At 40.5% G+C, this 23,292-nt stretch carries 17 protein-coding genes; 10 read left to right on the forward strand and 7 right to left on the reverse strand.

Going from position 1 to position 23,292, the window contains the following annotated elements:
- Positions 1–11: 11 nt before the first annotated feature.
- Positions 12–434: a hypothetical protein gene (locus tag NQU59_RS08125; protein WP_005243526.1), complete on the reverse strand. Its 423-nt coding sequence runs from the start codon at positions 432–434 to the stop codon at positions 12–14.
- 290 nt (positions 435–724) lie between these two features.
- On the opposite strand from NQU59_RS08125, the gene glpK reads away from it, so the two are divergent.
- The 3 genes from glpK to glpD all read left to right on the forward strand — a co-directional run bounded on the left by glpK (position 725) and on the right by glpD (position 4,832).
- Positions 725–2,239 (forward strand): glycerol kinase GlpK, encoded by a 1,515-nt coding sequence (glpK, locus tag NQU59_RS08130; RefSeq protein ID WP_005243524.1) that lies wholly within the window; start codon positions 725–727, stop codon positions 2,237–2,239.
- A 52-nt stretch (positions 2,240–2,291) separates the two neighbouring features.
- Complete coding sequence (locus NQU59_RS08135) at positions 2,292–3,050, forward strand: DeoR family transcriptional regulator (RefSeq protein ID WP_005243523.1); 759 nt, start codon at positions 2,292–2,294, stop codon at positions 3,048–3,050.
- Positions 3,051–3,311: 261 nt separating this feature from the next.
- Complete coding sequence (gene glpD / locus NQU59_RS08140) at positions 3,312–4,832, forward strand: glycerol-3-phosphate dehydrogenase (protein WP_043972582.1); 1,521 nt, start codon at positions 3,312–3,314, stop codon at positions 4,830–4,832.
- 80 nt (positions 4,833–4,912) lie between these two features.
- On the opposite strand, the gene NQU59_RS08145 is transcribed toward glpD, so the two are convergent.
- The 3 genes from NQU59_RS08145 to NQU59_RS08155 all read right to left on the reverse strand — a co-directional run bounded on the left by NQU59_RS08145 (position 4,913) and on the right by NQU59_RS08155 (position 9,968).
- Positions 4,913–7,075, reverse strand: a complete 2,163-nt coding sequence (locus NQU59_RS08145) for a TonB-dependent siderophore receptor (protein ID WP_257065774.1) — start codon at positions 7,073–7,075, stop codon at positions 4,913–4,915.
- Between the two features lie 162 nt (positions 7,076–7,237).
- Positions 7,238–7,945: a hypothetical protein gene (locus NQU59_RS08150; protein ID WP_257065776.1), complete on the reverse strand. Its 708-nt coding sequence runs from the start codon at positions 7,943–7,945 to the stop codon at positions 7,238–7,240.
- Positions 7,946–8,138: 193 nt separating this feature from the next.
- On the reverse strand, positions 8,139–9,968 hold the full coding sequence (locus tag NQU59_RS08155; protein WP_005243517.1) for a phosphoenolpyruvate carboxykinase (GTP): 1,830 nt from the start codon (positions 9,966–9,968) through the stop codon (positions 8,139–8,141).
- Positions 9,969–10,364: 396 nt separating this feature from the next.
- On the opposite strand from NQU59_RS08155, the gene NQU59_RS08160 reads away from it, so the two are divergent.
- The 4 genes from NQU59_RS08160 to groL all read left to right on the forward strand — a co-directional run bounded on the left by NQU59_RS08160 (position 10,365) and on the right by groL (position 14,210).
- Positions 10,365–11,303, forward strand: coding sequence for a diacylglycerol/lipid kinase family protein (locus NQU59_RS08160; RefSeq protein WP_257065785.1), 939 nt, complete (start codon positions 10,365–10,367; stop codon positions 11,301–11,303).
- Positions 11,284–12,051: a metallophosphoesterase family protein gene (locus tag NQU59_RS08165; RefSeq protein WP_257065787.1), complete on the forward strand. Its 768-nt coding sequence runs from the start codon at positions 11,284–11,286 to the stop codon at positions 12,049–12,051. Before NQU59_RS08160 ends, NQU59_RS08165 begins: the two co-directional genes overlap by 20 nt.
- A gap of 175 nt (positions 12,052–12,226) precedes the next feature.
- Complete coding sequence (locus NQU59_RS08170) at positions 12,227–12,517, forward strand: co-chaperone GroES (protein WP_005243512.1); 291 nt, start codon at positions 12,227–12,229, stop codon at positions 12,515–12,517.
- A 58-nt stretch (positions 12,518–12,575) separates the two neighbouring features.
- The gene (gene groL, locus NQU59_RS08175; protein ID WP_005243511.1) at positions 12,576–14,210 is read left to right on the forward strand and encodes a chaperonin GroEL; all 1,635 of its coding nucleotides are present in this window, start codon (positions 12,576–12,578) and stop codon (positions 14,208–14,210) included.
- Positions 14,211–14,665: 455 nt separating this feature from the next.
- Here the strand turns inward: groL and NQU59_RS08180 are convergent, their stop codons facing one another.
- Positions 14,666–15,064, reverse strand: coding sequence for a hypothetical protein (locus tag NQU59_RS08180; RefSeq protein ID WP_257065798.1), 399 nt, complete (start codon positions 15,062–15,064; stop codon positions 14,666–14,668).
- A 280-nt stretch (positions 15,065–15,344) separates the two neighbouring features.
- On the opposite strand from NQU59_RS08180, the gene NQU59_RS08185 reads away from it, so the two are divergent.
- The gene (locus tag NQU59_RS08185) at positions 15,345–19,289 is read left to right on the forward strand and encodes a YadA C-terminal domain-containing protein (RefSeq protein WP_257065800.1); all 3,945 of its coding nucleotides are present in this window, start codon (positions 15,345–15,347) and stop codon (positions 19,287–19,289) included.
- A 135-nt stretch (positions 19,290–19,424) separates the two neighbouring features.
- Here NQU59_RS08185 and NQU59_RS08190 read toward each other — a convergent pair whose 3' ends face one another.
- Positions 19,425–19,799 carry a diacylglycerol kinase gene (locus NQU59_RS08190; RefSeq protein WP_005243510.1) on the reverse strand — a complete coding sequence of 125 codons (375 nt, stop codon included), beginning with the start codon at positions 19,797–19,799 and terminating at the stop codon, positions 19,425–19,427.
- A gap of 190 nt (positions 19,800–19,989) precedes the next feature.
- Here NQU59_RS08190 and NQU59_RS08195 point away from each other — a divergent pair, with 190 nt between their 5' ends.
- The gene (locus tag NQU59_RS08195; protein WP_257065801.1) at positions 19,990–21,057 is read left to right on the forward strand and encodes a 4-phosphoerythronate dehydrogenase; all 1,068 of its coding nucleotides are present in this window, start codon (positions 19,990–19,992) and stop codon (positions 21,055–21,057) included.
- Positions 21,054–22,037: an EF-P lysine aminoacylase EpmA gene (epmA, locus tag NQU59_RS08200; protein WP_257065803.1), complete on the forward strand. Its 984-nt coding sequence runs from the start codon at positions 21,054–21,056 to the stop codon at positions 22,035–22,037. The genes NQU59_RS08195 and epmA overlap by 4 nt, the downstream gene beginning before the upstream one ends.
- A gap of 13 nt (positions 22,038–22,050) precedes the next feature.
- Here the strand turns inward: epmA and NQU59_RS08205 are convergent, their stop codons facing one another.
- The gene (locus NQU59_RS08205) at positions 22,051–23,178 is read right to left on the reverse strand and encodes a helix-turn-helix transcriptional regulator (RefSeq protein WP_257065805.1); all 1,128 of its coding nucleotides are present in this window, start codon (positions 23,176–23,178) and stop codon (positions 22,051–22,053) included.
- Between the last annotated feature and the right edge of the window lie 114 nt (positions 23,179–23,292).

Here is a 23,292-nt window from a genome sequence, read left to right on the forward strand (position 1 = left end):
GAACAAAACCATCAAGAACAAGTATAACGAACCACTTTAAGTGTCGTTGGACGTGCCTCAAGTGCTTGGCGGGTTGCATAACCTTCACTATTATTTAAATCGGGTGAGTTCGACAGGCCAAAAGTTGTGCGACTGTTGCCCAGTTTTACACCATATTGTTCCTGTTGAGCAGGATTCATGATTTCGTTAACACTCAGTACTGAAATTTTGTAGTTTTTTTCTACACCAAGAACTTGTTTGCACGCATGTTGTAATTTTTTCTCATCCACATCGCGATTGCTACGGGCCGCAAGCGTATAAGAAATTGTTGCAGAAGACGTTGTTTTATTTTCGATTTGGTATCCTGTCATACCATTATATTGATGTGGGCTACTTTGACAGGCTGCAAGAACAAGAGCACCGCTCACAATTAACAATAAATTCGTTTTTTTCATATCAATGATCCCGTTATTTCTGCTTTTAGTATCGCATAAAATAAGTTTTTTATTGTGAGGAATCTTTAAAATACAGGCTATTCATCGTTTTTTAGCTTCAAATTTAAAGAAAGAATTTTCGTTTTCGAACAATTTTGCATATAATCTGCCAAGTTTTTTATTTAATACAGAAGTCATTGCTTTTTTGCAGTATTGGAGCCCGTTTTTTAACGGGCATTTAATTTATTGCAAGATAGGGTTTGTTGAAATTTGACTTAGCCCTCAATTAAGCAAGTCTGGATAGGTATGTCATGATCTCTACAGATAGTCAAAAGAAATACGTGGTTGCATTTGACCAAGGTACAACGAGTTCACGTGCGATCGTGTTGGATCACGATGCGAATGTCATCAGTATTGCTCAGCGTGAGTTTACGCAAATTTACCCGCAGCCAGGTTGGGTTGAGCACGATCCAATGGAAATCTGGGCGACTCAAAGCGCCGTATGGGTTGAAGCTTTAGCGCAAGCAGGTATTTCTAGCGAGCAAATTGCAGCGATTGGGATCACCAATCAACGTGAAACCACGGTGATTTGGGATAAGCAGACTGGCAAGCCTATTTATAATGCAATTGTATGGCAAAGTCGTCAAAGCAATGAAATTTGTAATCAACTGCGCCAAGACGGTTGGCAGGATTATGTCCACAAAGTAACAGGTCTGGTACTTGATCCGTATTTCTCGGCAACTAAAATTAAGTGGATTCTGGATCGCGTTGAAGGCAGCCGTGAACGTGCAGAACGTGGTGAGTTGCTATTTGGTACGATTGATACCTGGTTACTTTGGAAATTGACCAACGGTCAAGTGCATGTCACAGACTATACCAATGCTTCACGTACGATGTTATTCAATATCGAGACTTTGCAATGGGATGACAAACTTCTTGAAGCGTTAAACATTCCAAAAGCAATGTTGCCTGAAGTCCGTAGTTCTTCCGAAATTTATGGTTATACCCATACCATTAGCGGACAAGAGATTGGAATTCCGATTGCAGGTATTGCAGGTGATCAACAAGCTGCGTTATTTGGACAAATGTGTGTGGAAGTGGGGCAAGCAAAAAATACCTATGGTACGGGTTGCTTCTTGCTGATGAACACGGGCAAACGTATTGTTCAGTCTGATCATGGTTTATTGACCACAATCGCGTGTGGTCCGCGCGGTGAAGTGAACTATGCATTGGAAGGTGCGGTATTCAATGGTGGTTCTTGTGTGCAGTGGTTGCGTGATGAACTCAAGGCGATTAATGATTCGCATGATTCTGAATACTATGCAACCAAGGTCAAAGACAGCAATGGTGTCTATGTGGTCCCTGCATTTACTGGTTTAGGTGCGCCATACTGGGATCCTACCGCACGTGGTGCAATCTTGGGGATTACCCGCGGTGTGAGCATCGAACACATTATTCGTGCAACGCTCGAGTCGATTGCTTATCAAACCCGTGATGTTCTGGATGCCATGCAGCAGGATTCGGGTGAAAAGTTACGTACCTTACGTGTTGATGGTGGTGTTACTGCCAATAATTTCTTGATGCAATTCCAAGCTGACATTATGGGAACTTCAGTAGAACGTCCTGCAATGAAAGAAACCACGGGGATGGGGGCGGCATTCTTGGCTGGTTTGGCAGTCGGTTTCTGGTCGGATTTGAATGAATTGAAGAGTAGAATGACGATCGAAAACACCTTTGTGCCAGAGTGCAGTCAAGATGTGACTGAGAAACTTTATAAAGGTTGGTTAAAAGCAGTCGGACGCACTCGTGATTGGGCGGAAGATTAAGCTAAAATAGCTCCAATTTAAGCGGACTTAAAACAACACAGGATGGATGAGCATGAGCTTGATACTACGCCAACAGAAAACCCTCGAGTTAGTGAGAGAACGTGGCTATATCAGTATTGAAGAACTTGCTCAACATTTTGATGTTACCCCACAGACGATTCGCCGTGATATCAATCAATTGGCAGATGAAGGTTTGCTCCGTCGCTATCATGGTGGGGCGGCGCATGATTCGAGTGTAGAAAACACTGAATACACAATGCGTGTTGGGCACATGCTGGAACAAAAAAGAATGATTGCAGCCGCAGTGGCTGCAGCTGTTCCTGATTATGCCTCTTTATTTATTAATATTGGAACCACAACAGAAGCCATTGCACATGCTTTGTTGAATCACACGGGTTTAAGGATTATTACCAATAATCTTAATGTCGCCAAAATCCTTAGTACCAAAGAAGATTTTGAAGTTTTGATTGCCAGTGGGCGTGTTCGTCCAGATGGTGGAGTCATTGGTCAGGCGACGGCAGACTTCTTTAAACAATTTAAAGCAGATTATGCGCTGGTCGGGATTAGTGGGATTGAGGAAGATGGTACGTTACTCGATTTTGATTTTCAGGAAGTGTGTGTGTCTCAGGAAATTGTATCTAGTGCACGTCAGGTATTTCTTGCGGCAGATAGCAGTAAATTTGGCCGTAATGCCATGATTCGTTTGGGGTCGCTAAAGCAGGTGGATTGTATTTTTACCGATCAACAACCAAGCGAAGAATTTATGAAAACAATCCGTGAGCTAGATGTTGCTCTGGTTGTTGCCGAATAGATCTTCACTTTCGAAAAATTGTTACTTTTCTTGAGCCGAGTGTCTCTGGCTCAGGTTTATTTAAATAAGAAGAATGTTGTAAGCCCGAGCGGTCTTTGCATTGCTCAATCGTGATCTTTTTGTATACATCTATTTTCAGTTTTGATTATTTATCTAAAAATGCCTATAAATTGGCATTTTTTTGACTATTTTTGTTGTTTATTTTCATTTTGCATGTTTTAATGTTCGTTATTGAACAATAATGAAAATTTGCGGTGACTTATGCAAACTTCTCCTCAGTCAAATGACAAAATTTACGACCTAGCTGTGATTGGTGGTGGTATCAATGGTGTTGGTATTGCCGCAGATGCTTCGGGTCGAGGCTTATCTGTATTCCTATGTGAAAAAGATGATCTAGCCAGCCATACCTCTTCTGCAAGCAGTAAGTTGATTCATGGTGGTTTACGTTATCTTGAACATAAAGAGTTCCGTCTTGTACGCGAAGCCTTGGCCGAGCGTGAAGTGTTATTGGCAAAAGCACCGCATATTATTCGACCAATGCGTTTTATCATGCCGCATCGTCCACACTTGCGTCCAGCTTGGCTAATTCGGACAGGATTGTTCTTCTACGATCATTTGGGTAAACGTGAAAAGTTATTGGGTTCAAATAATGTCTATTTTAAAGAAGACAGCCCATTAAACTCAGCGATTACGCGTGGTTTTGAATACTCAGATTGTGCTGTTGATGACTCTCGTTTAGTGGTGCTCAATGCAATGCATGCCCGTGAAAAGGGTGCTGACATTGTGACGCGTACCCGTTGTTTATCGGCACAACGCGAAGGGCAGTACTGGGTTGTTGACTTGGAAAATGCACAAGGCCAGTTCCAGATTAAAGCCAAGGCTTTGGTGAATGCGGCGGGTCCGTGGGTTGCACAGTTTATTAAGCAAGATTTGCAGCTTAAATCACCCTATGGCATTCGCTTGATTCAAGGTAGCCATATTATTGTGCCGAAGCTGTATGAAGGTGATAAAGCCTTTATTATGCAGAATGATGACCGTCGTATTGTGTTCGCAATTCCGTATTTAGACCAATACACCATGATTGGTACGACGGATCGTGAATACCAAGGTGATCCAGCACAAGTGAAAATTACACAAGAAGAAATTGATTACTTAATTGAAGTGAGTAATGCACACTTTAAGAATCAATTGACGCAAGCGGATATTATTTCGACTTTTGCAGGCGTGCGTCCACTGTGTGATGATGAGTCAGATAATCCATCGGCGATTACGCGTGACTATACTTTGGCATTGTCTAAAGAGGGTGATGAGCAAGCGCCGTTACTTTCGGTTTTTGGTGGTAAGTTAACCACGTATCGCAAGCTGGCAGAATCTGCAATGCAGCAATTAAAGCCATTCTTCCCTGAAATGAAGGGGAGCTGGACTGCAACAGAAGCATTGCCTGGCGGTGAAAATATGGAGTCGGCTGAGCAGCTGGCAAAAGAAATTCGCGCACAAGTCACAGATGCTTCAGAAGCTTTAGCGAAACGTTGGGCATCTGCTTATGGCTCACGTATCTGGAGTATTTTGGGCGAAGCAACCTCGGTTGAACAGCTGGGTCAGTATTTTGGCCAAGGCTTATATGCAAAAGAAGTCGACTATTTGTGTGGTTCTGAATGGGTAACGAACAGTCAGGATATCTTGTGGAGACGTTCTAAACTCGGTTTGAACTTTGCGCAAAATGAAATTGAAAACCTGGATGCTTATTTGGCAAATAAACCAAACACCACTGTTGCTGCTTAAAAGTTATTGATAAAAAAGCCCCTTGTCCATGCATGGACAAGGGGCTTTTTTATTTTTTGTTTGGGCTGAACCTTTACGGTTTAGTATTTAAACTTGAGTGCAACGCTGTAGTTCGCTGGCTCACCATAAAAGGATTGACCATCGGTAAAGCTATTTAGATATTTTTTATTGGTCACATTATCGGCATTGGCTTGAATGCTGAAACGCGGGTTAACTTCATAGCTTGCCATTAAATTGATCAGTGCATAATCGCTTTGTTGAAGATAAGTGGCATAGGTAGGGTCTAAACGACTGATTTTACTTTGCCATTTTAAACCGGCACCAACTTTCAGTTTTGGTAACTGTGTTGGAGAGTAGGTGGTGAGGAGGTTAAAGCTTTGTGTTGGGTTGTAGGTTCTGGCTGCCCCGCCATTTTTTAAATCTTGTAAGCTAAATTGAGTGTAACCCAGAGAAACATTGACTTGATCGGTCAACTGACCAGCCAAACCAACTTCTACACCCTGTGAGCGTAGGTCGCTGATTGCGACTTTACGATTAAGTGGATTGCCATCCGTAGCGCGTAGCGGATAGTTATTTTCTTCCGTTCGGAAAATGGCCAGTGTTCCCGTTAACTTGTCATCTAGCCATGAGCTTTTGAATCCAAGTTCGTAACTTTGTCCTTTGATTGGATCTGCGACTTTCCCCGTCGCTTCATTAACTGAGGTCTGTGGTCTAAAAATAGAGGTATAACTCATATAGCCTGTATATTCAGGTGTGAAGTTATAGCTAAGGCCTGCATAAGGTGAAACTTTACTTTCATTATAATTCATTGGTGCATTATAGCTTGAGCCTTCACTTTTGGCCTGAACATAGTTTGCGCCTAAGGTTAATTTGAGGTCGTCATTCAGATGAAGGCGTGTGGCAGCATAAACCGATTGGTTGCGTTGCGTATAGTCAGCTGTTTGAGAAAAATTAGACCAACTTACACTACTGGGTGTCCAACTCGCCCAATCGGTTGTATAGGGGCTATTGTCAACATAGCTGATATTGCTATCCAGAAGTGTTCCTTTTTTCTCATGGTCATTTTGATGACTTTTGGAGAAGGTATAGCCAACAATGGCTTCATGTTCGCGATTGAATAGGTCGAATTTACCTTGCAAATTAAAATCGGCAGTATGTAGTTTATTGTTTTCCAGAAAGCCACTTGGAGTGAGTGAAATGCCTGAACCGTCTGCTTTAGGGTAGCCATAATAGTAGAGTAGCTGGCTTTGGCGATCTTTTTCGTTATAGTTGTAGCTTAGATTGGCAGACCATGTTTCTAAGAATTTTTGCTTTAACTCAATGAAGGCATTGCGTGATGTGTTGTCCCAGTAAGCCCAATCTGGATTCGGGTTATAAGAGCGGTCATAACTAATTTGTTTGCCTGAAGCATCCATGAGCGGGAGCGCACCCCAATTGTTGGCATTCGGCTTGTTTTTTTCTTGACTGGCACCGATAGTCAATAACGTCTGGTCTGTAATATCCGCTTCTAGAACCCCTGCAATCCCATTTTTCTCAGATGAGTAACGGTCTAAATAGGAATGGCCCGTTTGCTCGAATCCAGACAGACGACCACGAATATTTGAAGAGAGGCTGCCAGAAACATCAGCTTCGTAGCGTTGGGTATCCCATGAACCATAGCTTAAACCTGCATTGGCTTGGAATTCTTTGGTTGGGCGTTTGCGAATATAGTTGATGGTCGCACTTGGATCGCCAAATGCATTGGTCAGTGCATCTGCACCTTTGATGACTTCTATGCGGTCATAGAAGTAACTATCTGGGTTGGTGTCATTATAGTTCCAGCCACTCGCGGGAAATCCGACTCCATCGACCAGAATATTTGAAATTTCGAATCCCCGTGCCATATACACTGAGCGGTCAGTTTCGGAGGAGTTGACGATAATGCCTGGTGTGTTATTTAAAATATCTCTAGAGCTGGTTAATCCAAAATCTTCAATTTGTTGACGTGTCACCACATTAATGGTTTGAGGGATTTCTTTGGCTTCAATATTGAGTTTAGTAGCGCTAGCGCTGTTTTTAATCGTGTATGCCTGAGTTTTTTCACTATTATCATCATCTTGAATCGCTTGCACTTTGATGCTTGGGAGTTGTTTTGACCCTTCATCTAGCGCATGGCTGTATGAACTAATGGAGATAAATCCTGAGATGGCTAAAAAGAGAGGTGTACGCTTAAAAAAGGGGGGGAGGCTCATGTCTACAACCATGTAAATGAGAAATATTATTATTATAATTATTGTTAATATTTATTAATTTTGCAATTTATTTCATTGTTAGGTTAATGGGAATAGTTGTATTGATAGGCGAATTTAATAGAATTTTTCGAAGAGGCGACAATAAAAAAGGCCGCCGAAGCGACCTGTGATCAGTTATGTCCAGTCAAAGGTAAATAAGACGCGTCGAGTTTCGGGTTGATAAAACATCAAGATATTGTCGGCACCGTGATTGCAATATTCCCAACCCGATGCGGAAGCAATAAAATAATAACGTCGTTCATGTTGATCAAAGATCTGTACAAAACAATTGTCATCTTGTTCAATATTTTTCAATTTAAGTTGTTCTCCGATGGGATAGCACCAGTTGCCATAACTTGCATCACCACCCAATTGATTGAGTAAGATGGCGGGTTTCTTATTCTGATACTTGACATCAGAGGTGCTAATTACTCTTTTTTGTTCTAAGAAACGTTGTTTGACCTGTTGAAAATCCGCATGCATTTCTTGGCTATGATTAAAAACGTCAGTATATGAAGCTTGATTGTTATTTTCTAGAATAAAATAGTGCTGATCAGCTAGCCAATGATATTGAGATTGTTCATCTAGTTGTAAAATAAACCAATTTTCATGCGCAAATTCATTGTGGAACTCCGTTGTTTCTGAGCCGATGTAGCATTCATAAGGTTCAATGGGATTGACTAAATGAATCCAGCCTTGCCATTCAGGATTGATCTGGGCAAGGTTAATCGAAATGAGGGGGAGTAAATGTTTTGTGAGAAAGGAGTCTCTGGCTGCAAAGACAGTGTCTGAGTCTGGGAGTAATTTTAAAAAATCTTGTGCAGTTGTAATGTCTTGTTGCATAACTTTTCCTGTTTAAATCGATGAGATACAGATCTCTTTATATTTTTAAACTGACTTTTGCTTGCACATTAAAGTCTTAATTTGTTCATCTTCGATGGGTGAAAATCACGTTTAAGGCTGTTAGTTTATTATAGTTTGTCAGCTTAAAATGACAAAAAAGGCCGCCGAAGCGACCTTTTTATGTCAATGATGATTAAGCAGATTTAACCGCTGCTAATAATTCATTTTGACGATCTTTAAGCGCTTGAGGTAAGCGAGCACCAAGTTTAGTAAATAGCTCAGTGTGGCTTTCAAGCTCTTTGATCCATTGATCTTTGTCTTGAGCGGTAACAGTGTTGAATTGCTCTTTAGAGAAATCAAGACCAGTCCAGTTCAATTGTTCGTAAGTTGGAACATAGCCAATCGGTGTTTCAGTCGCTTCTGCACGACCTTCACAACGATCAATGATCCACTCAAGAACACGCATGTTTTGACCAAAACCAGGCCATACGAAGTTACCTTCGGCATCACGACGGAACCAGTTTACGTTGAAGATTTTTGGTAGTTTGTTACCCGCAGCTTCAGCTTTCGCGCCGACTTTTTTGCCCATGTCTAACCAGTGACCGAAGTAATCAGCCATGTTATAACCCGCAAATGGAAGCATTGCGAATGGGTCACGACGTACGATACCTTGTTGACCAACAGCTGCGGCAGTGGTTTCAGAACCCATGGTTGCTGCTTTATAAACGCCATCCACCCAGTCAAATGCTTCAGAAACTAAAGGTACTGTGTCTGCACGACGACCGCCAAAGATGAATGCAGAGATTGGTACACCTGCTGGATTTTCCCAGTCAGCGTCAATCGAAGGGCATTGACCTGCAGAAACAGTAAAGCGTGAGTTTGGATGCGCTGCTTTTTCGCCTTCAACGTAAGGTTGACCTTTCCAAGTAATCAGGTCTGCTGGAACTTCTTTAGTTAGACCTTCCCACCATACTTCGCCGTCTTTGGTCACTGCAACGTTGGTATAAATCACATCTTTATGCATCGTTGCGATACAGTTCGGGTTAGTCTTGGTATTTGTACCAGGCGCAACACCGAAGAAACCAGCTTCTGGGTTGATGGCATATAAGCGACCATCTTCACCTGGTTTAATCCAAGCAATATCGTCACCTACAGTCTCGATCTTCCAACCTTCATAGCCCGCTGGTGGAATCAACATTGCAAAGTTGGTTTTACCACAAGCAGAAGGGAATGCTGCTGCGATGTAGTGTTTTTCACCTTGTGGGTTGGTCACGCCTAAAATAAGCATGTGTTCAGCTAACCAGCCTTGCTCACGACCCATTGCAGACGCAATACGTAATGCCAAGCATTTTTTGCCTAGTAGTGCATTACCGCCGTAGCCAGAACCGTAAGACCAGATTTCACGTGTTTCTGGATAGTGAACGATATATTTTTCATTATTACATGGCCAAGCAACATCTTTCTCGCCATCTTTAAGAGGTGCAGCAACAGTGTGTACACATGGGATAAACTCGCCATCTGTGCCTAACACGTCATAAACTGCTTTGCCCATACGTGCCATTTTTGTCATGCTGACAGCAACGTAAGGAGAATCTGTTAACTCAATACCAATATGAGCAATGTGGCTTCCTAAAGGACCCATCGAGAAGGGAACCACATACATGGTACGGCCTTCCATTGCACCGTCAAATAATCCATTTAATTTTGCACGCATCTCAGCAGGAGCAACCCAGTTATTGGTTGCGCCAGCATCTTCTTGATTTTGAGAGCAGATATAAGTGCGATCTTCAACACGAGCAACGTCAGAAGGGTCAGAATTTGCAAGATAAGAACCAGGATGTTTTTCTTGGTTAAGTTTTTGCATGGTGCCGTTAGCGATCATCAAGTCCATCAGACGTTGATATTCTTCTTCGCTGCCGTCACACCATTCGATTTTTGCTGGTTTGGTTAATTTTGCAATTTCTTCCACCCATGCAATTAGCTTAGGGTGACGAACGAATTCTGGTGCGTTCACTTGGGTCATGGTGATGCCTTTTTAAAGTGTGTACAACGTACAAGTTCTATCTACTGGATGGCAGTAAGACAGAGGAAGTAAAAAAAGTGGCTGTATTAAAGCATAAAATCATAAAAATATAAGACTAAAGAATAGGTGGGGGATTAAGGTACTTAGGGATAATTATTTTTATTTTATTGTTTTTAAACAACTTTATTATTTTATATTTTAGTATTTTGTTTATTTATATATATTATTTTTGTTATAAATCATGTTTTAAAACAATAGTTTAATTTATTTTTTGCTTTTTTGAGAATTGTTATTGATTATATGAATGAAGCTCATTCAAAATTTACATAAACAAGCTTTTATTTGTTGATTTTGTAAACAAAAATATGATTATTCTCGCCCTTAAGGTTGATGTTAATGACTCAGAATTTACAGCCTTTATCTATTATTTATAATCAAAAATCAGGTTTTCATGCAGCGCAACAGGATGAAGAATATGAGCGTCTCATGACCTTCTGGACGCAATATGGATTCGAAATCCAGGTATTTGAATTAAATCAGCAGGTTAACTTTGATGAGATGATGCAAGATGTTTTACTTCGGCATCGACAGGCTGATTTTCGTGGTGTAGTGGTTGCTGCAGGTGGGGATGGGACTCTGAATGCGGTTGCCAAGAAGCTAATTCATACCGATATCCCGATGGGAATTATACCGTTGGGAACGTTTAACTATGTGGCTCGGGCATTAAATATTCCAATTGATGTTGCTCAAGCGGCAGAAGTAATTGCAACAGGAAAAATACAAGATGTTCATGTGGCAGCGATCAATGACCAGATTTATTTGAATAATGCGAGTTTGGGGCTCTATCCTTTATTTATTAAGAAACGTGAACTTTATAATCAACGGTTAGGGCGTTTTCCCTTAAATGCCTATACATCGGGTTTAGATGTATTGCTGCGTGAATATAAGTCATTGAAATTAGCTGTCACTGTAGATGGTCAAAAATATCCAGTTGCGACCCCATTGATTTTCTTTGGTAATAATCAACTGCAGCTTAGTGATATGAAATTAAGAATTGCGAAATGTGCTGCAGATGGCAAGTTGGCAGGTGTTGTCGTTGCGAAAAGTGATCGTCTCAGTTTATTGAAAATGTTATGGAAACTCATTCAGGGCAAAATTGATCAAGCTGCTGATGTGTATTCATTTTGTGCCGAGCATATACAGGTTGACTGTAAAAAGCCAAAATTAACCGTAGCTGTGGATGGAGAGCTTATGGAAATGCAAACCCCGTTAAAATTTTCAGTTGAAAAATCTGCATTAAAAGTGATGGTTCCTGATGCTATTACATCTGTCTGACCTACATTTTGGAACGGAACGTGAAGTTTGTATTCAGGCGATCAAGCGGTTTTGTCTAGAGCATCAACCAGAAGCAGTGGTTGTCAGTGGTGACCTCACCCAGCGTGCACGTTTTAAGCAATTCTATGCATGTCGTCAATTTTTAGATGCATTGTCGATTCCTTATCTGGTGGTTCCTGGCAATCATGATATTCCACTCTTCCATATCTGGAACCGTTTTTTCTCGCCCTTTGTTCGTTATCAGGCGTTTTTTGGTCGCTTGGAAACCACATTGGAAACAGAGCATTTTTATATTGTAGGGATGAACAGCATTCGCCGTAGATACCATACGCGTGGACATATTTCGCTGGAGCAAATCCACGAAACTGACGAAAAGCTAAAGCATGCGCCGTTGAATAAACTTAAGTTGGTGACCTTCCATCAGCCTTTTTATACTTTTCCCAATCAGCATGGGGATAAGGACTGTCCTGTGCTCGCGAAAATTGCATTAGAGCGCTGGGGGGAACGGGGCTTATCAGGTTTATTGCATGGACATCTGCATAACGTGGCTGTGCATGATTTAAATCAGATTTTCCAATTGGGATTTGATCATCCAATTTTAGATATTCATGCCGGTACAGCAACTTCGAATCGATTACGTTTTGGATTAACCAATAGTTTTAATGCGATTTTGAATGATGGAACGGTTGAACATTATTGGTTAGATGAAACACAGCAAGCCTTTTTGAAATCAGAAAATGTTGTTTAATTCAGCAGCGCCATACTGTTGTGATTAAAAAAACATCTATAAATAGATTTTTTTTTCATTTCCCCCTTGAAGCCATTTTTTTCAACCCCACAAAAGTGGCATATCAAAATTTTATGTATTGCCAAGAACTGGCGGTACACATTAATCAAAAAGACTAAGTCTGATGGAGTTAACTATGAGCAACATTCGTCCATTACATGATCGTGTTGTGATTCGTCGCGTAGAAGAAGAAACTAAAACGGCTGGTGGTATCTTACTTCCAGGTTCTGCTGCTGAAAAACCATCTCAAGGTGAAGTAATCGCAGTAGGTAATGGTCAGATTACTGACAGTGGCGTTCGTGCTTTAGACGTTAAAGTTGGCGATAAAGTATTGTTCGGTACTTATGCCGGTACAACAGTAAAAGTAAGTGGTGAAGAGCTCTTGATCATGAAAGAGTCGGATATCTTAGCGGTACTTGAAGGTTAATCCAAACATAACTCAAAAATTATCAGATACAGTAATTTAAAAAGATTCGGAGTTTAACATGTCAGCTAAAGACGTAAAATTTGGTGATTCAGCGCGCTCAAAAATGATTGCAGGCGTAAACGTACTTGCAGATGCGGTGAAAGTCACTTTAGGCCCTAAAGGTCGTAATGTTGTGATTGATCGTTCTTTCGGTGCACCGCACATCACTAAAGATGGTGTAACAGTTGCGAAAGAAATTTCATTAAAAGACAAGTTTGAAAACATGGGTGCTCAACTTGTTCGTGAAGTTTCTTCTAAAACCAATGACATCGCAGGTGACGGTACAACAACTGCAACTGTACTTGCTCAAGCAATCTTAAATGAAGGGATCAAATCTGTAACTGCAGGTATGAACCCAATGGATTTAAAACGTGGTATCGACATTGCAGTGAAAACGGTTGTTGAGAATATCCGTGCCAATGCAAAACCTGCAGATGACTTCAAGGCAATTGAACAAGTCGGTTCGATCTCTGCAAACTCTGACACTACTGTTGGTAAGTTGATTGCGCAAGCAATGGAAAAAGTGGGTAAAGAAGGTGTAATCACTGTAGAAGAAGGTTCTGGCTTCGAAGACGCTTTAGACGTTGTAGAAGGTATGCAGTTCGACCGTGGTTATATTTCTCCATACTTCGCGAACAAGCAAGATACATTGACTGCTGAACTTGAAAATCCATTCATCCTTCTTGTTGACAAAAAAATCAGCAATATCCGTGAATTGATCACGGTATTAGAAGCTGTTGCTAAAACAGGTAAACCACTTCTTATTATCGCTGAAGATGTTGAAGGTGAAGCGCTTGCAACACTTGTTGTGAACAACATGCGCGGTATTATCAAAGTATGTGCGGTCAAAGCACCTGGTTTTGGTGACCGTCGTAAAGCAATGCTTCAAGACATCGCGATCTTGACTGGCGCGACTGTGATTTCTGAAGAAGTGGGTATGTCTTTAGAACAGGCTTCTCTTCAAGATTTAGGTACTGCACATAAGATCACTGTTTCTAAAGAGAACACTGTGATTGTCGATGGTGCTGGTAATGCAGCGCAAATCGCTGAACGTGTTCAACAGATCCGTGCACAAATTGAAGAATCAACGTCTGAATATGACAAAGAAAAACTTCAAGAACGTGTTGCTAAATTAGCTGGCGGCGTTGCAGTCATCAAAATTGGTGCAGCAACTGAAGTTGAAATGAAAGAGAAGAAAGACCGTGTAGATGATGCACTTCACGCAACGCGTGCTGCAGTTGAAGAAGGTGTTGTTGCAGGTGGTGGTGTTGCACTGGTACGCGCAGTGAATGTGTTAGATAACTTAAAAGGTGCTAACGAAGATCAAACTGCGGGTATTAACATTTTACGTCGTGCAATCGAAGCGCCTCTTCGTCAAATCGTTTCTAATGCAGGTGATGAGCCTTCAGTTGTGATCAATGCAGTTAAAGCGGGCGAAGGTAACTTCGGTTATAACGCTGCTACTGGCGAATATGGCGATATGTTGGAAATGGGTATTCTTGATCCAGCGAAAGTAACGCGTTCTGCACTTGAGCACGCAGCTTCTGTTGCTGGTTTGATGTTGACAACTGAATGTATGATTACTGATATCCCAGAAGATAAACCAGCTGCTCCAGATATGGGCGGTATGGGTGGTATGGGCGGCATGATGTAATACATCTTCGTCTAGATCAGAAAGTCCCTGCAGATGCAGGGATTTTTTATGCCAAAAACATAATGGTTCGTGAAATTTGATAATTTGTGACATTTTTATCCAAATTGTGGATTTAAGATGGTTTTAATATATGATGATTCTAACAATATTTATAATTGGAATTTAGTAGGATAAATAAAAGAATATATATCTTATTTTTTATAAGATACTGAATATAATTTTATAATACTAGAATTGATATTTTACCGATAGTTGTAAATGTTGATCTTTATTTTGGTAGGTACGATATGATTGACTTTAATTGTGTGAATGAGTATGGATTATATCCAATCATTGAGGTTAAAGAGCTTTATAAATATAAATTAAGTTATTTAAAGTTAATAGAAGAAATGGCTTTGCTAAAAAAGAAAATGAACTACTTAAGCTATATCTCATAAAAGCCATTCATAAAGATTTTATACCGGATTAGTATCAAGTAGCGCGTTAATTAACTCATAGACTAGTTGTTTTTGCTTTGGTGAGAGTTGTGCAAATTTTTCAGGTAAGTCTATTTGTGTGAGTTGGATACCAGAATGAACTGTTTCAGGATGCGAGATTTCTACTGAAGCGTCTCCAAAGCGTAACCACTGACTGGATACTTCTAGCCATGCTGCTAAAAGTTGTAGTTTGTCTTGACTCGGAATGGCAAGACCTAATAGCCAATTATTTGCAGTTTGGACACTTACTGATTTTCCACTGTACCTCAGATTAAACTCCCTCGCTAACCATGTTGGGCTGGTTTTGGCCCAAGGATGGTTTGAAAGTGCTTCTTTCAGTCTCAGGCTAAAAGCCTGCTTTTCATTTGTTTCGTGCATAAAAGATATTAAGCCTTATTGAGTAAAATCTTATTTATAACCATAAGCTTAACAACCTTATTTTATTTTGCTACTAAAGATCAAGATAGTGCTTATATGATTTTTGTTGTGTAGAAAAAAGAGGAAGTATAAAAGTTTTTGGATATCAAATTTTTGTTGATAAAATTTTAAAGTGAAACTAGAATTCTTCATTGAGGGAATCCTAATTAAAAAATCAAAAACATTATAAGTTGTTGTTTTTAAAATAGGAAAACTCAAAAATTAAAAAGGAGAGATAAAAATGAGTTCACATTTGAAAAAAACGTCAATTGCATTAGCAGTTGCTGCTTTATCTGGAATGGTATCTGCTGCACCAATAGAATTAGCAGAGACAAAAACAGATACGGTATTAAATAATGATTATCAACAAACAGTAGGGCAAGAGGAGACTAATGTGCAAGCGGGGAGCTATAGCTCTCAACAAGATATTATTATGCAGGGCACAAAGCTGGTTGGAGCGCTTGTTAGTCAAACCACACCTGTTGTAAATGGACCAGAAACGCAAGTTGGTGGTATTAATTATCGTAATTACACCTATCAGGAAATCCGTAAGGGGCTTTTAGAGTCGCGCGATAATAAAAATACAACGACGACTGTGGCTGGAACTACAACTAATTTAAGGAGTTGGAATGATAGATTGGCAACGGGAAACGTCACTCGAACTGCAAATACACGGGTACAACTTGATAAAACAGTTAACCCAGCGACTGAAATTAAGGCGACTTCTAAGCGTTTGGATGATACTGGATTTACATTTGCAGCAGATGATGTGAACACTGTAATTGGAGCGCACACTGCAACTAATGCAGGTGTAGTTGAAGATGTGACATATGCAGCTACAGATGAACGTATACGCTCTGAAAAGTATTCAACCACAAATTCTGATTTAACCACTGAAGCAAAACTGGGAGGAGATGCGAAGCCTGTTTCTGGGCAGACGATTCGTGTGGGTACGGTTGAATCTAAATCTAGTCAAAATAATGTTGATTATCAAGCAACATCCGATTCAGCAACAGGTATTATAAAAAGTAAAAATGCTGATGGTCTATTGTCTAGCAGTGAGCAAAGTTGGTCAGATCATACAGTTTCTACTGATTATCAGTATCAAAATAATGATCCAACTAAAGATGTTGTTGCTTTTAATTTAAGTGCAGATAAAAAGTCTATTTTAGAATCTACAGTAGATACCAATAAATCAGCATTCAGTTCCAAAAATGTTGATTATGATGATGTAAATACGGCTGGGCTAGATTATAAAAAAGAATCTAAATGGTCTCAGGATAATACGAAAGAAAGTATGCTGGATGGTTTTATTCGTGTTGATAAAGGGGTAAATGAGTTTACCGAAACACAGTTTAACCAAGCTGCTTTAGGTACTAGTGATGCTTTAGATTTTATTCGTACATCTAAATCGAGTTCAGAACAAAAATATCGAGATTTTGTAACTAATGAAAATGGTGAAGTTATATTAGCCAATGCTAAACCGACAGTAAAAACAGAAACTGAGGAGAATAATACGTTTGAGTCGTATGACTCAGCTTATCAGCCAACTCGTTATACGGCAGATAATAGCAAGCGCGGTATTCTTAAAGGTGATGCTTACAATACGCAAATTTTAAATGATGGTACACCAACGATCTGGACTGATACGAATGTCCAGAAATCTACCATGAACGGTACGGCAAGTAAGATTGTGACCCACAAACAAGATGGCGATTTCCAGGAATATTGGAAGACTTCACTGGATAACAGCACAATATATGCACGTAACTCACAAGAAAATATTGAAGTTGATCGTGATCTCGTACGGGCTGGGACTCACGATAATAAATTCCTAAGCAAAATCATTGGTGTCTCAGTGGCTGAATCCGCAAAAGCAGATGACTTTAAAATCGGTACTGTCGCTGTTGATGTAAATGGGAACAAATTTACAGCAGCCGATGTTCATAACTGGAAAGATGCAGAGGGAATAGATCATTATTATGTTGTGATTGGGCAAGACGCGAATGGGAGCGATATTCGTAGTGAGGTGACGTTTAAAGCGGGTAAACCATTAGAGACCAAAGCAGCTGAACAACAGACAGTGACTACAGAGCTTGGATCGGTCAATCGTAATGATAAAGTGACAATGGGACAGGAGATTGCTTACCATACCACCGATAAGTCCACTTGGGATAATAAAGAAACTACCAGAGATGGTGGTACTGTATACCGTGCGAATAAAGGAACAAATGAAACTGATATTAAAGTCTATTCAGTTGGCAAAAATGCACTTCACCGTGAGGCCATAGAAAATATATCGAGCGAAACGATTGAAACTGAATTCGATCGCCTGAATGGGGATATCGTTTTTAAAAGTGCTAAACCTATTGTAAACACTGTTAATTACGATAAACGTACAAGCCAGCAAACAGATCGTTTATTTCAGGAGGGGCAAGATAAAGTACGTGAAAACATTGCTACTGCTTCTTATGAAAGTAAAACAACAGATGCTGTTGGCAAAGTTCAGACTAGTCGGGATGGTCACGATAATATAACTACTGTTGACTATGCCAAAGGAAAAGAACTAGCCCAAACGGTTATGAAAGACAGTGCTGATAAGATTAATTTAAATGCTATAACGAGCAATGTTGGTTATAACTATGATGGAACGGCTAAAGCCAATATTGATGCTAATACATTACGTGGTGATGGAACGGTAGCTGCTGGTTTAGCAGTTAAAAATGCTAGAGTTGGGAATATTATTGTTGATACAACGCTGAGTACATCAAGTTTAGAGGACAGAAAAACATATCAAGATGGTGGAGCAAAGGCATTAGAAAACAAAACAACCAAAACAAATATCCAAACTGTCACCTATGCAGACGGGACAACAGGGACTGTAAAAAATGCAGATAACCAAGAATCGACGATAACTATATTTAATAAAGGAAAAGCAGACAAATATCGTGAATCGGCAACAACCATCCAAACTGAAAATTCAGGTAAAACCTTCCAGCAAGATGCTGATGGTGACATTATTCTAGCCAATGGTGAACCTGTCGAACAAGGTACGGTGAGTGATAAGCAAACAATAAAAACAACTGAAAATCTTTACCAAATTGGTCAGGAGCGAAAGGCTGATGAGATAATCGTTACTGATTCTTCAAAAGTTATGACCAATGTTAATGGTTCAACCCGTAATTTGACTGCAAGTACAACGGAGCAAAATATTGAATATAGGACTGGGCAAAAAGATGGCATGGTATTTAATGATAGTTCAGCAACAACAAGTGAATTAAAAACTAAAAATACTGACAATAGTGGTTTTACCTATAAGGTTGATAGTCAAAACAGTACTGTAATTAACAATACAACAGGCAATGTTGAGGATGCCAATCGTGGTGTGTTGTCTGCTGTTCAAGGTAAAGATTATTTATTAGCAAAAGGCGAAGTAAAATCTTTAGATAAACAAGAATGGACAGAGTCGTTGACCGCTGATGGTAAAGATACCGTCAGTATCACACGAGGCAATGAAACCGTAAATCGTACAGATAGCAGTGCTACGTCAACGATTTATGGTTCTGAAACGGTCACTCCTGTTAGTGGAGGGACGGCAACTGTTGAGAAGAAGCAGGTGAATGTAACAGATAAATTTGGTATTGGTGAGTCTTCGACGCTTAGTCGTACTGATACCAAAGTTGCCTCTGACAAGTCTGCGACGAGTATAAAAGAAACACGTACAGATAACGTGAAAGGTGTGGTTTTAACCGCGACACAGACCAATGTAGATACATCTGGGCAATCTACGACTACTGAGCAAAAAACGACAATTGATGCAGGTCATATTACTACAGGCCAAGTTGTCGCGGATCGGATGATATTGCAAGGTAAGGATGTACAAGGTGAAATTAACCGTTTAGATAGCCGTGCGGATCAATTAAACCGTCGTGTTGATGATGTGCAAAAAACAGCTTATCGTGGTATCGCGATTGCATTAGCAGCGCAACAAGCTGTACCGAACATTCAACCTGGCCAAGTCGCCGTATTTGGTGGCATAGGTCATTATGAAGGTGAAACTGCTGGATCTCTTGGCGTTGTCACTTCCTTTACTGATCGTATTTCAGCAAGTGGTGCTTTAGGTTTTGCTGGTGGAAATGAGTTTGGTGGACGAGTCGGTGTCGCTTACTTATTTGGAGGCAAGTAACGCATTGAGCGTAAAATCTAACAAGAGCGAGGAGAGTTTGCAGCTAATGCCAATTGGCTAGGATTAGTTTTAAACTCTGCTCTCTAAGACCATGATCTGTTAAGGTTGTCTTTATCAGTATTAGAGACAACTTTTTTATCTAAACAAAATAATCATCCATGTAAAAAAGATAATCGCTAAAGAGACAAATTGCGCAGCACTGCCCATATCTTTGGCATTTTTAGACAGTGGATTTTTTTCCAAGGAAACGCGATCAACGACGGCTTCAATGGCTGAGTTAAATAGTTCCACAATAATCGCCAGTAAGCAGACAGCGACCATTAGGGCTTGCTCAACTGCGGTGACATTCAAGAAGAAACTGAGCGGGACCAGAATTACATTGAGCAATAAAATTTGTCGGAAAGCAGCTTCATAGCGAAAAGCAGCTTTAAAACCAGCAACTGAATAGCCTGTGGCATTGAGAATCCGTTTAATGCCATTTTTGCCTTTATAAGGAGAGTATTGCGTCATTACGATGGAGGAATTAGGGAAAGTCCTAGTATAAGAGCAAAGATGTTGCAGTAAATTGGCAATATGTCGCATGCGTGTAGCAAGAGCAGCATTTTTCGGTCATTTAATCGCTGCAGAGTTGTATTTATGAATTGTCAATTAGAAGCCTGCTAAGGATAATAGGCAGAGATTTATTGATGGAAGCTTCTGTATGAAAATTATCGCAGATGAAAATTTGGCATTTACCGATTATTTCTTTGCGGAATTTGCAGAAATACAGCATCGTGCAGGACGAACGCTGACACAAAGTGATGTGCAGGATGCGGATGCACTTTTGGTTCGGTCGGTGACTAAAGTGAATCATGCGTTGATTGATCAGAGCAAAATAAAATTTGTGGGCAGTGCCACCATTGGAACAGATCATCTTGATCTGCAAGCATTAGAACAACAACATATTGTTTGGAGTAACGCACCCGGCTGTAATGCTCAGGCAGTCGCAGAATATGTCATTACCGCTTTACTTCATTTAGATTGTGACCTTTTAGAACAGAATAAGGCGTTTACTTTGGCCATCGTGGGATTAGGCAATGTCGGAAGTCGTCTGGCTGTGATGGCTCAATTACTAGGCTGGAATGTGATTGGCTATGATCCTTATGTGCAATTGGCTGGCATTGAAAATGTAAGTTTTGCTGAGTTGTTAAAGCGTGCCGATGCCATTTCAATTCATGTACCTTTAACGGTATCGGGTGATTATCCAACACAGCATTTATTTAATGCGGCCACATTTGCTGAGATGAAAGCAACGGCGATTTTAATCAATAGTGCACGTGGCCCTGTGATTCAGCAAACTGCGTTAATGGATGATATTGCAAAGACAAAACGCCAAGTGGTGCTGGATGTCTTTGAATTTGAGCCAGAGATTTCACAAACACTTTTAGACATGCTGGCTTTGGCGACCCCGCATATTGCAGGTTATAGCTTGGAAGGTAAGGCCAGAGGCACGCAAATGATTTATGAAGCCTTTTGCCATAGCTTTAAATATGACATCTCGAAGCGTTTTGAAAGTCAATTGCCACCAGTAGAACAATATTTTGAGCAGCGGGATTTAAAAGTGGTACTTAAGCAGTATTTGACGCAGATTTATGATATCGCTGCGGATGATCGGCAACTTCGTGGCTGTGTCCAAAACGGGAAGGTTGAGCAAAAAGCATTTGATTTACTTCGTAAAAACTATCCTTTGCGCCGTGAGTGGGCTGCACACGGTGGGCCAAAAGCATGAGTCAAGTAATGAAAACCTACCAACCGACCTGTTCAATCGATGCTTTAAAAGCACGCGCAGAAATGTATCGTAAGATTCGCCAGTTTTTCGCCGAGCGTCAAGTGCTTGAGGTGGAAACGCCAGTCTTGTCGCAGGCGGGAGTAACCGATGTGCATTTGGCTTCAGTACAGGTGCAACGCCATATTCATGGCAAATTAAATACCCAGTATTTACAGACCTCTCCCGAATTTCCAATGAAGCGTTTATTGGCCAGTGGCAGTGGGCCGATCTATCAAATCTGTAAAGTTTTCCGCGATGATGAGCATGGTCGTAAGCACAATAGTGAATTTACCATGCTGGAATGGTATCGACCTGGGCTCGATTTGAAAGGATTAATGCATGAAACTGCTGATCTGTTAGAAAGCTGTTTGGCGCATCGCTTTGGCGAGATCCGTCCTGTTGTTCTCAGTTATAAACATGCGTTTCAGGATCGTTTGGAAATTAATCCTTTACAGGCAAGTCTGAAACAGCTTAAAGACACGGCCAATCGGGTTGGCCTGAATCTTGATTTGGGTGATGACCGTTTGGGCTATATGGATCTGTTATTTTCTCATGTTGTAGAACCTAGCTTAGGCTTTGATACTCCTGTATTTTTAACGGATTTTCCGCCTGAAATGGCTTCGCTGGCAAAAGTGAAACAGGATGCAGACGGTGAACTGGTTGCAGCACGGTTTGAGGTGTATATCGAAGGCTTGGAGCTAGCCAATGCCTATGATGAGCTTTTGGATGCCGAGGTTTTGGCTTCTCGTTTTCAGGCAGATAATACAGAGCGTGCCCAGCAGGGATTACCTGTCATTCCAACAGATCAGCATTTGTTAGCAGCCCTACCGAATATGCCAGAATGTTCAGGTATTGCTTTAGGTGTGGATCGGTTATTAATGGTGGCCATGAATCAGCTCAACATTGATCAGGTGATTGCCTTCCCCGCCGAGATTGCATAAGGGGTATTCGAGATTATATCCACTGCATCAACAATTGAATCAATTCACTTTGTCGGTGCGTGTTGGTTTTCTTGAAAATCGATTGTAAATGTTTTTTTACGGTATCTGCTTGAATATCATGTGTAAGGGCAATTTCTTTGGTGGTTTTACCTTCAAGCAGTTGCTCGCAGATTTTGTGCTCAACAGGGGTAAACATAAAAAGTTGCGTACAAATGTCTTTCTGGTATTTGGGCTTAGGCTTAAGCCCTGAGAATGTTGCCAGTAAGACTGGGCGTAAACCAAAAATCTTATGTGTTTTTTCCGGGCTGAGTAAATCCAGTGTTAGGAATAAATGTTGATCTAGCATCATGACTTTGCTGCGTTCTGCATGTGCCAGATCGTGATGATTTTTATAAAGACGTTCTAATTCAATCAAGTTCTGATCGAATTGTTGTTGCTTATTCTCACTTAACAGAAAGCGGCGTTGCTTAATCTGGATCTGTTCATTCGATGCTAATAATTGTTCTGCCTCAGTATTAATTTCAAGGATATCGCCATTCAGATTAATAATTGCGATCGGCTGATTCATTTTTTGAATCAGTTGTGATCCGAGTAAGGTCATGCTGGAATATTCAAAATGATGCCGATATTGCTGAATCTTTTGCCGCAGCATCGGTAAAATCTCGTACACGGGTTCTAGCTCAGTGCAGTTTAAAGCACCACGATCAGGACTGGTGAGAAAGGCTAGAATGACACAAACTTTGTGATCATAAATCACCTGAATGGCTGAGCAGAAGCGTAGATTCAGCGGTTGCAGTACACGTTGATAGACTTGAGTTTGAATAATTTCATGTTCTTGAAAATGTTGAGTGCAATGCATCCATCCCTTCATTGGCCCTAAAAGCATTTTCTTTAAACGCGGGTCATCATCTATGGCCAAGCGGATTTGGGTTAGTGCGGCTTGTTCAAGTTGATTGGCATCAAAATCGACGCCGTGATGGACACTGAAAGAAAGCGCTTGTACCTCAAGGTCGACAGCCAGCAGTTGGGATGCCTGTAGATCAAAGTAATGGTTCAACTGTTCCAGAAAAATCATCCAATCATCAGCATGCTGAACCTTGTTCAATATTTTGAGGACAGCGCCATGTTGGATTAGATTCATCTAAAAATTCCATCAGAAGAATAAAATATATCCTTGTAGTTTATATCGGTTGTTAATAAATGAAATTACTAATTGGAAAAAATGTGATTTATTATGCAATTATCGGATGAAGTG

Source organism: Acinetobacter colistiniresistens (assembly GCF_024582815.1).
Lineage (GTDB): Bacteria > Pseudomonadota > Gammaproteobacteria > Pseudomonadales > Moraxellaceae > Acinetobacter.

What these genes read in the sequence shown, in the direction of transcription:
- NQU59_RS08125 (WP_005243526.1), bottom strand. Translation starts at nt 434, where the DNA reads ATGAAAAAAACGAATTTATTGTTAATTGTGAGCGGTGCTCTTGTTCTT.
- glpK (WP_005243524.1), top strand. Translation starts at nt 725, where the DNA reads ATGATCTCTACAGATAGTCAAAAGAAATACGTGGTTGCATTTGACCAA.
- NQU59_RS08135 (WP_005243523.1), top strand. Translation starts at nt 2,292, where the DNA reads ATGAGCTTGATACTACGCCAACAGAAAACCCTCGAGTTAGTGAGAGAA.
- glpD (WP_043972582.1), top strand. Translation starts at nt 3,312, where the DNA reads ATGCAAACTTCTCCTCAGTCAAATGACAAAATTTACGACCTAGCTGTG.
- NQU59_RS08145 (WP_257065774.1), bottom strand. Translation starts at nt 7,075, where the DNA reads ATGGTTGTAGACATGAGCCTCCCCCCCTTTTTTAAGCGTACACCTCTC.
- NQU59_RS08150 (WP_257065776.1), bottom strand. Translation starts at nt 7,945, where the DNA reads ATGCAACAAGACATTACAACTGCACAAGATTTTTTAAAATTACTCCCA.
- NQU59_RS08155 (WP_005243517.1), bottom strand. Translation starts at nt 9,968, where the DNA reads ATGACCCAAGTGAACGCACCAGAATTCGTTCGTCACCCTAAGCTAATT.
- NQU59_RS08160 (WP_257065785.1), top strand. Translation starts at nt 10,365, where the DNA reads ATGACTCAGAATTTACAGCCTTTATCTATTATTTATAATCAAAAATCA.
- NQU59_RS08165 (WP_257065787.1), top strand. Translation starts at nt 11,284, where the DNA reads ATGCTATTACATCTGTCTGACCTACATTTTGGAACGGAACGTGAAGTT.
- NQU59_RS08170 (WP_005243512.1), top strand. Translation starts at nt 12,227, where the DNA reads ATGAGCAACATTCGTCCATTACATGATCGTGTTGTGATTCGTCGCGTA.
- groL (WP_005243511.1), top strand. Translation starts at nt 12,576, where the DNA reads ATGTCAGCTAAAGACGTAAAATTTGGTGATTCAGCGCGCTCAAAAATG.
- NQU59_RS08180 (WP_257065798.1), bottom strand. Translation starts at nt 15,064, where the DNA reads ATGCACGAAACAAATGAAAAGCAGGCTTTTAGCCTGAGACTGAAAGAA.
- NQU59_RS08185 (WP_257065800.1), top strand. Translation starts at nt 15,345, where the DNA reads ATGAGTTCACATTTGAAAAAAACGTCAATTGCATTAGCAGTTGCTGCT.
- NQU59_RS08190 (WP_005243510.1), bottom strand. Translation starts at nt 19,799, where the DNA reads ATGACGCAATACTCTCCTTATAAAGGCAAAAATGGCATTAAACGGATT.
- NQU59_RS08195 (WP_257065801.1), top strand. Translation starts at nt 19,990, where the DNA reads ATGAAAATTATCGCAGATGAAAATTTGGCATTTACCGATTATTTCTTT.
- epmA (WP_257065803.1), top strand. Translation starts at nt 21,054, where the DNA reads ATGAGTCAAGTAATGAAAACCTACCAACCGACCTGTTCAATCGATGCT.
- NQU59_RS08205 (WP_257065805.1), bottom strand. Translation starts at nt 23,178, where the DNA reads ATGAATCTAATCCAACATGGCGCTGTCCTCAAAATATTGAACAAGGTT.